This window comes from Mycobacteroides salmoniphilum, from assembly GCF_004924335.1.
Classification (GTDB): Bacteria; Actinomycetota; Actinomycetes; order Mycobacteriales; family Mycobacteriaceae; genus Mycobacterium; species Mycobacterium salmoniphilum.
Window position 1 is genome coordinate 4,621,751 of the sequence record NZ_CP024633.1, and the last position, 11,581, is coordinate 4,633,331.

General features: G+C 63.5%; 9 protein-coding genes, 1 pseudogene and 1 riboswitch. Of the genes and pseudogenes, 1 reads left to right on the plus strand and 9 read right to left on the minus strand.

From position 1 onward, the window contains the following. Window positions 1-41 precede the first annotated feature (41 nt). From DSM43276_RS22675 to DSM43276_RS22710, 8 genes and pseudogenes are all read right to left on the minus strand, one after another. On the minus strand, window positions 42-1,310 hold the full coding sequence (locus tag DSM43276_RS22675; RefSeq protein WP_078328548.1) for a lipase family protein: 1,269 nt from the start codon (window positions 1,308-1,310) through the stop codon (window positions 42-44). 47 nt (window positions 1,311-1,357) lie between these two features. Continuing rightward, window positions 1,358-1,585 (minus strand): annotated as a pseudogene (locus DSM43276_RS24030) (TetR/AcrR family transcriptional regulator); the annotation flags it as partial. Window positions 1,586-1,661: 76 nt separating this feature from the next. Then, window positions 1,662-5,219, minus strand: a complete 3,558-nt coding sequence (gene car / locus DSM43276_RS22685) for a carboxylic acid reductase (RefSeq protein WP_078328550.1) — start codon at window positions 5,217-5,219, stop codon at window positions 1,662-1,664. A 185-nt stretch (window positions 5,220-5,404) separates the two neighbouring features. Continuing rightward, entirely contained in the window at window positions 5,405-5,683 is a 279-nt protein-coding gene (locus tag DSM43276_RS22690) for a glutaredoxin domain-containing protein (RefSeq protein WP_078328553.1), read from the minus strand. Between the two features lie 9 nt (window positions 5,684-5,692). Next, window positions 5,693-6,088, minus strand: a complete 396-nt coding sequence (locus DSM43276_RS23655; RefSeq protein WP_078326098.1) for a pyridoxamine 5'-phosphate oxidase family protein — start codon at window positions 6,086-6,088, stop codon at window positions 5,693-5,695. Window positions 6,089-6,391: 303 nt separating this feature from the next. Next, on the minus strand, window positions 6,392-6,664 hold the full coding sequence (locus DSM43276_RS23910) for a WhiB family transcriptional regulator (protein WP_109555951.1): 273 nt from the start codon (window positions 6,662-6,664) through the stop codon (window positions 6,392-6,394). Between the two features lie 4 nt (window positions 6,665-6,668). Further along, window positions 6,669-8,405: an NRAMP family divalent metal transporter gene (locus DSM43276_RS22705; protein ID WP_078328555.1), complete on the minus strand. Its 1,737-nt coding sequence runs from the start codon at window positions 8,403-8,405 to the stop codon at window positions 6,669-6,671. A gap of 303 nt (window positions 8,406-8,708) precedes the next feature. Then, window positions 8,709-8,877, minus strand: a riboswitch (M-box (ykoK) riboswitch). Between the two features lie 81 nt (window positions 8,878-8,958). Further along, a complete protein-coding gene (locus tag DSM43276_RS22710) occupies window positions 8,959-10,455 on the minus strand; it encodes a potassium/proton antiporter (protein ID WP_078328633.1) in 1,497 nt (498 codons plus the stop codon). A gap of 60 nt (window positions 10,456-10,515) precedes the next feature. Here DSM43276_RS22710 and DSM43276_RS22715 point away from each other — a divergent pair, with 60 nt between their 5' ends. After that, on the plus strand, window positions 10,516-11,193 hold the full coding sequence (locus DSM43276_RS22715) for a potassium channel family protein (protein ID WP_078328635.1): 678 nt from the start codon (window positions 10,516-10,518) through the stop codon (window positions 11,191-11,193). A 5-nt stretch (window positions 11,194-11,198) separates the two neighbouring features. Here DSM43276_RS22715 and DSM43276_RS22720 read toward each other — a convergent pair whose 3' ends face one another. Further along, window positions 11,199-11,399, minus strand: coding sequence for a three-helix bundle dimerization domain-containing protein (locus DSM43276_RS22720; protein WP_078314709.1), 201 nt, complete (start codon window positions 11,397-11,399; stop codon window positions 11,199-11,201). Window positions 11,400-11,581: the final 182 nt, after the last annotated feature.

Sequence of the window (11,581 nt, forward strand, 5' to 3'; positions counted from 1 at the left end):
CCTCCGGGAAAACCCTGAGTCACATCCTGATTCGAAGAGCGTTAATCCCCTAACGCACCGCGCATCCAGCGCAGAACACTGGGCATCGCCCATCCGGCCGCGATCAGATGCTCACCGGGCACGGGCAGGTAGTCCACCGTCGCCCCCTTGGACCGCCAGCTCTCGATAAGCGCGGTCACGCCTTGCTCGGGAACGAACTGATCACCGATGAACCGGTCCCGCGATCCGTGGTACAGCAGGGTCGGCATGGTCGGTGCCGTAGCACCCGGCTTGTTGGCGGCAATCACATCCTGTGCAATCTCGGACTCGAAAGGCGCTGGAATGGCCGCCAATACATTGAGATCGATACGCGCAATCCCGGCCGCCGCCAACGGCGGCTGCGGCAAGTCTTTGATCAAGGTCGTCATGTAGAGGGCAAAATCGCCAAAGAGCTCCACCATGTTCGGGTACTCCCGTGCCTGCCCGATCGTGGCCGCCGCGAATAGACCAGACCCCAAGGCGCCGTTCATGCTGCGATATAGCAGGGCGTAATCCGTCGGTGTGCCACCCGCGACCGCACCACTGAACCTCAGTTCCGGCGCGTAAGCCGGCTGCTCCTGCGCGGCCCATACCGTCGCGATGGCTCCGCCGCTGTACCCATCCATGACCATCGGGGACTCGACGAGATCCGGACATGCTCTGTGCATTCCGCGTACCGAATCCAACACCGCATGTGCGGCCATGATGCCCGCCGAGTACGCCATCCGCGGACCCTCGTGATCGGGTATCAGCACCGCATAGTTTCGCGCCAGGAGGAGTGGCGCCAGCGGCGGCACATCGACGAACAGGCCACGCTCGATCCGGTACGAGGGTGCCGCCTTAAGCCCCAGGGAGTTGATCGGCTGGTTGCGTACCACCACCGGCCGGGCACCCGCGCCACGCCATGGGCGGTTCGGCTCGATCAGTGTCGCGGTCACGGGTACGGCATTTCCCGCGGTATCGGTGGAGCGGACCATGAACCGTTGAATAGTGGCGCCAGGCACGGGAATACGTGGCAGCACACGGTGCGTGCGGACGATATCTCCGTTGGCACGGTCGCTGAGGTCACCCGGGTCGGCATAGAAGCTGGGCCCCAGGATGGGTGTCGGCAAGATGGCTGCATAACGATCAGCGCGCTGTTCATCGGTCAACCTGCGCGCAGCCCAACTGTTGAGCTGTCGCACTACCGAGTGGCTGCGCAGCGCCAGGGACGAGCCCGCGATCCCGGCCACCGCCATACCCACGCCCGCCAGTGCGGTTCCACCGAGAACGGCCACGGGGCTCTTGGCCATGATTTCCTCCTGTGTTCATCACAGCGTAGATCCCTGACGTGACAAGGTTAGCCGCGGCCATCGAGAAGTCCTGCGACTACTCGAATCACACTGCGCTTCAATGAATCCTCGTCTGTCACCCCGCGCACGGCGTAGGACAGGGCCACCCCGTCGAGACACGCGATCAGATCGGCCGTGCGTTCGACGGCATCGGGAATCCTGAGAGCAGTCAGCCGTTACTCAAGGAGCACCGGGAGGTGATCGGTGGCCGCAACGAGAATGCCCCGCATCTCGGGGCGGTGGCCGACTCTGATCGTGCCCGTTACCGGCTACTGCCCGGAAGACCTCGGCAGAGCCGGTAACCAGCACCGGCTAGATCAGGCCCAGCAGACTGATATCGGCGGCGTACTTGAGGATCAGGTCCTTGGTGACATGCGGGATCTCGCCCGGTGTCTGGCCCAGGCCGCCGACCTTGGCTTCCCGTACGGCTCCACTGAATTCAGCTGTCGGGAGCGCACTTCCGTCGATCGCAAGCTGCGGCTTCTGATACATCTTGAGCAGCGGCAGCACAGACTGCTGGCGCTGCTGCTCGGGCAGCCCCTTGAGAGCTGTTTCGAATCGGGCGAGCCATTGGCCGTAATCGTCGATCCGAGCGATCTTGTACCCGGCCTCGATGAGCCAATCCACGAACGTGTCCATCGAGACACCGTCGTGATGGGGATTGAACACATCGAAGCTGCGGTAGTCATCTGTCACATTCACACCGCCGATCGCGGTGATGGATGCGGCAGTGAAATCGCCTGGGACACCGTCGTAGTGCGCCCGCTGACGGTTGCCGTCGACATCCAGTTCGTAGAAACTGGCCGGCGCGACGCCGGTGAGCAACAGGCTCTGGATGGTACGAGTGAACACGTCGGTGACGTTCAGCTGACCGTGGTATTGGCTGTGCGCGAGGATCATGTCGGAACGGAAGACCCGCACCGGCAGCCCGACCAAGTCGTGGGCCTCCCGCAGCAGAACCTCGCCCGCCCACTTCGAGTTCCCATAACCGTTGGCGTAGCCGTCGTTGATCTGACGCTCTGCCGACATCACACGAACATCGGAATCTTCCTCGAACTGGGTCACCGGGATCTGATCGGCGATACCGACCGTCGACAAATAGGTGACCGGCTTGAGCCGCTGGGAGATCGCCAGTTTGATGATCTCGGCGGTACCCGCCACATTGGGGCCGAACAACTGGCTGTACGGCAGCACGTGGTTCACCAACGCCCCCGAGTGGGCGATCAGATCCACATCACTGGCCAATTTCTGCCAAACATCTTGGGAAACGCCAAGATCCTGGTCACCGAAATCACCGGCGATCACTTCGAGCCCCTGTTCCGCAAGCTGACGGTAGTGGGCCGACAGCGTGGGGTCTCCCGATTCGTACACGGCGTCCAGCCGTGCACGGGCGGCCGCAGCATCGGAGCCGCGGATAAGTGCGTACACCTTTCCGCCATGGGGTGCCAGCCGCTCGAGCCAATCCAGCACCAGCCAGCGTCCGAGCCAGCCGTTACCACCGGTCACCAATACGGTCTTGACGTCCGTGGTCGGTGGCTGAATATCCTTGGCCGCCTTCAGTAATGATTCATCGATGAACTTGTCAAGGGTGAGCTCGGCGGCATGGATAACCGTCGCTCCCCTACCGTGGACCGACGCAAACGTCGGCTGCGTCGCGGCGCCGCTCCGCTGCGCCTCAATGTGCCGGGCGATCGCGGCAAGATCGTTGGCGACGCTGTTGATGACACCAACCGGAACGTCCACCTCGAAGATGTCGCGCAGCAGCTCGGAGTACGACAACGCCGAGAGCGAGTCACCGCCGAGGTCGATGAACCGCACATCGGGCGCCAGGTCGGAGGACGATGCCCCCAGCAGTGCCGCCGCGGCGTCGGTCACCGTATCCAGGACCGGACGGCTGTCCGCCTCCCGCGCGAGCTCACGCAACCGCTCGTTCTGGCTTTCGGCCAATTCTGTGTACAGCGTCTCCAGCCGTTCGCCGTAGTGCTCCTTCAGCTTCGGACGCAGCAGCTTGCGCGCATCCGACAGCAAGCCGGATTCGACGGTGAACGGCACCGTCTCGACGATGAAGTCCCGGGGGATTTCGTAGGACTGCAGCTCCGCGCCCTTGGCTACCTGCTGCAGAGAGTCCTGGATCAACGGTTTGAGCGCGTCCGGCGAATCCGCGTACCGTTCAAGAGCTTCCGGCGTGGGTACGACGACCGCCAGCAGGAAGGAACGCTCGCTGTTGCCGTACACGAAGATCTGCCGAACCAGCGGGCTGCCGGTGTACGCGGCCTCCAGCTTGGACACCGCGACAAACTCACCCTGGGCGAGCTTGAGCACGTTCTTGACGCGGTCGAGGTACTTGAGGTGGTCTGGCCCCAACTCCGCGACCACGTCGCCGGTCAGGTAATAGCCGTCCTCGTCAAAGACGTCGGCAGTGGTTTCTGGGCGCTTGTAGTAGCCGGGGAACATGGTCTCCGACTTGATGCGCAGCTCGCCCCGCGGATGCGGGGAATCCGTTGTGAAATAACCGAGTTCGGGAACATCTACCAACTTGTATTCGGTGACGGGGGGACGCTGCAACACACCGTCACGCCATACTGCGCCGGCCTCGGTGGAACCGTAGCCGTCAAGCATCGCTACCTGCAGCAGCGATTCCATGAAGTCGTTCATCTCGGGAGACAGTGGCGCAGAACCAGATCCGGCACTGAGTACGCGCCCACCGAAATCCTCTTCGCGGATGCGGACCTTGATCTGCTCGGCGATGTCCGCATTACTTTCGCCGGGGGCAAGCGAACGATCCAACTCGGCCTGGTAACGCTGGAAAACCATCTCCACCACGCGCGGCACGAACAGCACTTCGGTGGGACGGATGAGCGCGATGTCCTCGAAGAATGTCGACAGGTCACTGGACGCGATGTAATACGCCGTGCCACCCCCGGAGAGCGTGCCCATCAGGGTGAGGCGGCCCGCCAGGTGGCTCATCGGCATGAAGTTGACGCCTACACCCGGAATTACCGTGCTGCTGAGCCACTTCTTCTGCCACAGGTTGGCCACCAGCCATTGCGGGTACATCGCGCCCTTGGGGGTGCCGGTGCTGCCGGAGGTATAGATGAGCAGACGCAGTGCGTCGGGATCCTCGCTGGGCTGTGGTGCCGCAGGCAGCTCACGCCCGCGCGCGATCGCGTCGCCGAGCGGATCGATAGTGATCGTCCGGCCGGCGTCCTCGAGTCGGGCGCGTACGGCATGGAGCGCCTCGCGATGACCGTCCACCTCCGGGTGGTAGTCGAAGACCGACAACAGGCGCACAGACGGCGCCGCCAGTAGCGACTCCACCGCCGCGTCGAGGTACTCGATGCTGGCGGCGAAGACAGTGGGTTGGGTTTCTTCAAGGATCGCGTTGCGCTGCTGCACCGATGCACCGGTCTGCAAGGGCACCGACACGGTCCCGAGGCGAAGCCCCGCGACATCCAGCGAGGCGAAGTCCGTGCTGGTGAAACCGAGCTGGGCGACGAAGTCGCCATCACGGATTCCCTGGTCGTACCAGGCGGCGGCGATGGCCTCGGCCCGGTTCCAGAGTTCGCGATAGGAGGTGGTGACGTACTCGGGCTTCAGCGCGAGGCTTGTCACGCCGTTGTCGTCGGTCACCAGGTCAGCGGCGCGGTGACCGAGGGCCGGGCGATCTCCGTAGCCCTCCAGCAGTCGCCGGATCACCTCGACCAGCGGCAGACCAGGTTCGTTGACCGCGTCGGTCACTGCGTCGTCGGGGAGGAGCCCCTGCAGCTGCAGGTCGTTGGACACGACCTGCGCGACGCGTCGTTCGAGTTCTTGCTGTTCCGCGAGATCAGGCGTCGTCGTGGCGGCAGGTGTCGAGATCGTTTCAGTCATGCCTAGATACCTCGGAGATCGGCGTTAAGTAAGGGGGAGGGCTACATTGCCCACCTGATAAAAGTACATACCTAAGCTAACTATTCCCTGTGAGCCCCTGCTCTTCACCTCCCGGAGAACCGGCATTCGCGCTGGTCTGGCCGGGCATGCCGGGATCAGGTGTCATCACGAGGTGAGGAGCGTCACTATCGCAGCGCCCGCGGTGCGTGTTCTCGAGCGGCCGCCAACAGCTCCTGCCGCGAGGGATTCACCAAGGGATGACCCGCGACGTTGACGGTCGGCACCGTCTCGTTGCCGTCGGCGACCGACCGGACGTAGGCCGCCGCGTCGGGAGATTTCCAGATGTTGACCTCGGTGTAGCGCAGTCGACTGAAGCGCAGCTGCGTCCGAAGCTTGATGCAGAAAGGGCAACCCGGCCGCCAGTACAGGACGACCTCGTCAGAGGCCGGGAGGGGCTTCGTCATGATCCATGTCTACACGGGCTTACCCGCGGTAACGCCAGGCTTGAGTGTGTAGATGCCCTCGATGGCGATGACGACGGCGCAACGGGGGTGTTTCATGCCCCGCTCCTCCGCGAAGGCAACGGCATCATCGAACGCCGGCCCCGAGTCGTGGATGTGGGCAGAACCGACGAACCGGTACCCGTCCAGTGCGTCGCGGTCGATCACCGCGACGGAAACCTTCGATCCGGCAAGGATATTGGCCAGTGTCTGCCCGCCGGTGTTCTCATTGAAGATCAGAGATCGTTCATCGTGCACCCGCAGGGAACGTTTGGGCCCGATGTTGGGGGTCGTGCCGTCGGTCACCGTCGCCAGGACCGCCAGTTGAGAACCGAGCATCCGCTTCATCTCATCGGTAAGCGTGGGCATTATGTACGCGACCTCCTGGAATGCTTGTACTGGAATGAGATTCGGTATGGGTGGCGGCGGCGCGCAGACCCGGGCGATATCGAGCAACCGACTCGTAGCACCGGCCGGAGCCGCACGCATCAGCACCGAGAGCAGATGCAGCAGGCCCTCGGAAACCAGGAGCCGGCACTGACTGGTCCTCAGGATGTGCGCCGCGGAAACCTTGTCACCCGAGGCGATCGCTTGCGCTATCGCAACCGTCTCGAACCACGACGCCTCCAGGCCCTCTTGACCCATCGAGTAGTTTCGGCTCACCAAACTATATTATTCGTTAGTCCTAACTACGTCCAGTGCCCGCTTCCGCGGCGGCACCCGGTTCCTGTCGCGCCTTTCCCGCGGAGTGGTCGCCCCCCACACCCCAAACGATTCGCCCGCCGCGACGGCATACCTACCGCATGGCTCCCGTACCGGGCAGTGCCGACAGATCTGTTTGGCGCGGGCCTCCCGAAGGGTCCGAGCTCTCCCCCGCTCGTGATCCGGTGAGAAGAACAGATCGATCGGCATGCCACGGCAACGCGCCCACTCCAGCCACTTCATGTCGCTACCCGACGATGGTCTGTGCGACCTTGACGCCCACCAGCACCACCGCGACCGCGAGATAGCCGCGAAGGGCAATCATTCCCGCGGTGCGTAGCGGCGACCACGCCGGCCGTTCCAGCGTGCCAAGTGCTGGTGTGCGCCAGGTTTCACGTTCTTGCCGCAGAATCTGCCGCCGTAGCGCACGATCCCGCGGCGAGGATTCCAGGTCCTGCACCTGCTCGGGATCCAACCCACCGAGATCTGCTGCGGTCTCGCGCGCAGCGGCACGCTCGGCCCGCTCCTTCATCGCGAAGATCACCAGCCCGCCGAGCACACCGACAATCGCTCCTGCGACAAAGAACGTCTTGAGCTGTTGGGTGGTGAGATCGGGGAAGAAGGTTGCCGCGGTCAGCGACAACGACAACAGCACGAGCGACCAAACAATCAGTCCGGCAATCACATTCTGCAGAGCGGTGTTGACCCATGGCCCCAGGACCGCCTTGTCGTTGCACAGCAGCACCAGGAATACCGTCGCCGAGGGCAGCAACACACCGGCCAGCGCCTGCACACCCTGCGTGAGGACGCCCAACACCGGGTCCGGGCTGAACGAGACCACCGCGGCGACAGCAAGCAGCACGCCGTACCCCAGGTAGAAGGAGGGCGCCTCGGTCAGCTTCCAGTGCAGCGAGTGACGTTTACCAAAGGTGTCGCCCAGCGCATAGGTGGTCGCCAACCCCACCGCATTGGCGCCAATGAGCGACGCATCCAACAACAGGATCGCGAACAGTGCACCCGCCGTGGGGCTCACGTGCTCGTGGAGCAGCCGCGCGACGGCACCGGCATCGGTGAAATTGCCCACGCCGTCGGTGCCCGCCAGGCCGAACGCCGCGGCCCCCATGATGCAGACCGCACCCACCATCACCACGACGATCCCGACGGCGAGATCGATTCGCTCATAACGGATCCAGCGGGGTGTCAGACGCTTGTCCACGATGTTGGACTGCTGGAAGAACAGCTGCCAGGGAGCCACCGTAGTGCCCACGATCGCAACGATCAGCATCAACAATTCGGCGTTCAGACCACCGGGGAAGGACGGCACCAATCCGGATGCCGTCGTAGTGAGCGACGGATGAACCAGGATCGCCAGGGGAATCATGACCACATTGAGCGCGATGAGCGCGAACAGGAAACGCTCCCAACGCCGGAACGAACCTCCGGCAACCACCGCGAACAGCAGCACTGCGGCCAACGGCACCGAAATCCATCGGGGAAGTCCGAAGTAGCTCAACGCCATTGCCACACCGATAAATTCGGTGACGATAGTCAGCGCATTCACCACGAACAGATCGCCCACGCTAAAGGCACCCCAGAACCGTCCGAATCGGGTGAAGATGAGCCGCGCATGTCCCACCCCGGCAACCGCGCCGAGCCGCACCACCATCTCCTGATTGACGTAGAGCACGGGAATCAGCAGCGCCAGCGTCCACATGAGCGCCATGCCATAGTTCTGACCGGCCTGAGCGTAGGTGGCCACTCCTCCCGCGTCGTTGTCACCGACCATCACGATCAGGCCAGGGCCCAAGACGGCCAACAACATCCGGAATCGCTGCCGCCTGCTGCGCCCCTCGGTGCTCTCGTGCTGCCCGATGGTGCCCAGGGCACCGACGATGTCTCCGACATGCGCGCTGTCCATGACGGCGCCTGCCGGAGCGTGCCCGTCACTGTCGTATCGGCGGGAAACGCCGTTGAAGAATGCCATTGCAGATGCCGCCCTTTCTCAGGGTTCGGTCCACTGCGGACGCTTCCGCGCACACTAAATCGAGCCCGGTGCAATAGGTTTCGCGACGGGTCAGGCGTGAGCGGTGTCGCAGCGGAAGGCTGGGAACACATGTATGTGCTGGCCTAAGCCAGGTTGTCGATCCGGACTCGGATACGGACTATCGCCGGACTGCATGTCGTCCCTCACCTCCTCGCTGCCAGGGCGGCTGTGCCGCAACGCTTCGTGTCAGCGCACGTCAAGCGCGCTCAAACATGAGGAGCAACCACCCGCCAACGGACGGGCAGACCACCTCTCTCGTCAGAGCTTCGGCACTGCACGACGTGATCCCTCAGGGAAGCCACTTCGGATCACCCCTTAGGCCGGGGAGATCTGTCCTAACCCTGGGCGTCTCTCGACGTCGTCGGATCAGTGGCCTGTGTTCGTGCAGGAGCCTCGCCTAGCGAGGTGCTGACGCTCGGTACTGTATGCCCGAGTGGTGCTGCGCGTCAACGCAACCCCAATTCCTGACAGCCTCTTGACAGCACGCGGCGGATCAGCCGACATCCCCGTATTCGTCGAACCAGTATGCGAGCTTGCCACGCCTACTGACCGCGCGGAGGCGCGACTCGGTCAACGCCCGGGTCTTACTCGTGGTGACGATCATCAGTTCGTCGTCCGACTCGATCCGGGTGTCGGGTAGCGGGACGAACGTAGTGCCCTGCCTGATGATCAGGGTGACGACCGCCGGGTCGGGCAACCGTAGTTCGAGGATGGTGACATTGCGTAGCCGAGATGCCGGTTGCACCTTCATGGTCAGCAGTTCAGCATCCAACACATCCAAAGGCGCTGCCTCGACTTGGATTTCACGAGTGGTCTCGCGGGTGATCAGTCCCAGCAGATGCGCGACGGGCCGCAGGCTCGGTCCCTGAATGAGGGTGAAGACCACTACCAAAACGAACACGATGTTGAGCAGGCGGTAACTGTCGGGCACGCCCTCCACGATCGGGAAGGTCGCAAGTACGACGGGGACAGCGCCACGCAGTCCCGCCCAGGACAGAAAGGTCTGCTCGCGCCACGGGATACCGAATCCGAAAAGTGAACCCACCACGGACAGCGGCCGGGCCACCAGCAGCAGCACGAGCCCCACGACGATCGCGGGAACCAGGTCTCCCACCAGCTCGCTGGGATTGACCAGCAAGCCGAGCAGGACGAAGAGGCCTATCTGCGCCAGCCAGCCGAGACCCTCGGCGAACGAGCGGGTGGCAGATCGGTGCGGCAGACCGGAATTGGCCAGTACCACGGCGGCCAGATAGGCGGCGATGAAACCGCTGGCGTGCACGCTGCCGGAAGCCGCGAACGCGACCAGCCCGATACCGAATGTCGCGATCGGGTACAGACCCGAGGCGGGCAGGGCAACACGGCGCAGCGCCATGGCCCCGAGAAAACCTGACACCAGACCAATCGCCGAACCCGCCAGCAGTTCGTAGACGATCTGAATCGCGGCGCTTTTCGGCTCGAACACGAAGGGCACGACGCTGAACATCAGGACGAGAATCACGGCGGGGGCGTCATTGAATCCGGATTCCGCCTCCAGCAGTCCGGCGACCCGGCGCGGCAACGGCAGCACCCGCAGCACCGAGAACACCGCCGCGGCATCGGTGGAGGACACGATGGCGCCCAACAACAACGCCAGCTGCCAATCCATACGCAACAGAACATGCGCGCCGACCGCGGTCACCACTGTGCTGATGAGGACACCGGCAGTGGCCATCGCACCGGCCGGCGCGAGCACCTTGCGGATATCGGCGAACCGTGTGGTCAAACCGCCCTCGACCAGGATCACGGCAAGCGCCGCGGTGCACACGTTCCGAGCCAACTCGACGTTGTCGAACTCAAGGCCCAGCCCGTCCTCCCCGAGCACCACCCCGACCAAAAGGAAGAACAAAAGGCTCGGGAACCCGATGCGCGTGGCCACCCGGGTACCGACAATGCTCGCGAGCAGCACGAGCCCGCCAATGAGCAAAGCCAGGTACAGCTGGTGCAGGCTCACGTTGTTCCCGTCGGTCGACTCCGATTCATAGGGCACGATAGCGGGGTGGCGGAACGGAAGATGCGAGTCGCGATCGCGGGCGCGGGCAAGGTCGGCCGTTCCGTTGCGCGCGAACTACTCGACTACGGCCACAAGATCCTGCTGATCGAACGCGAGCGCAGTAACTTCGAACCGCAGACAGTGCCCGGGGCGGACTGGCTCAACGCCGACGCGTGCGAGCTGGACACCCTGGAAGAAGCCGGGATCGAGACCTGCGATGTCGTGGTCGCCGCCACCGGTGACGACAAGGCCAATCTCGTCGTGGGCCTGCTGGCCAAGACCGAGTTCGGCGTGCCCAGGGTCGTCGCGCGGATCAACGACATTCGCAACCAGGGGCTGTTCGGCCAGGCCTGGGGTATCGATGTGGCGGTCTCCACACCCGGCGCCATGGTGGCGGGTATCGAGGGCGCGATCGACATCGGTCATCTGGTACGTCTCATGGGGTTGCGCGAGGGAAGTGCGGGTCTGACGAAACTGACTCTGCCCGAGGACAATCCTCTAGTCGGACAGCGTGTGGCAGACCTGGAACTGCCGCCGAACACCGCACTGGTCACCGTGATCCGGAACGGAAGCGTCGTGCTACCCAGGCCCGAGGATGTCTTGGAGGCCGGAGACGAGATGCTCTTCATCGCGAATAGCGACGTTGAGCACGCGATTCGCGCGGCGATCCATGGAGCCGAAGTGACACCCGACCGGTAGATCGGCTACACGCTGAGCAGGGCCAGTTCCTCGCGCGCACGCCGCTCTACCAACAGCGGAACGTAGTCACGCAGTGGACTGTCGTCGAAGCGGGAGTGTTCTGCACGCACCACCGCCTCCACGATGTCGCGAGACAGATTCGGATGTCGGCCATGCAGCTGTTCCACAAGGTCGCCTATCCCTGCCCGCTCACTGAGTACCGCCACAGGGACAAAATTTGCACTACGTTTACAGTTTCGTCAACTGCCCTGACCGACACCAAAGGCGGCCAGCCAAGCATGCAGCAGCTGGGTTTGTAGACTTTGATGACGGACCCGACGGAGGTGGATGTCACGGTGCAGGTCGACTGTAATTCGTTGATTACCTATGCATTTCGTGGCATCCCTGA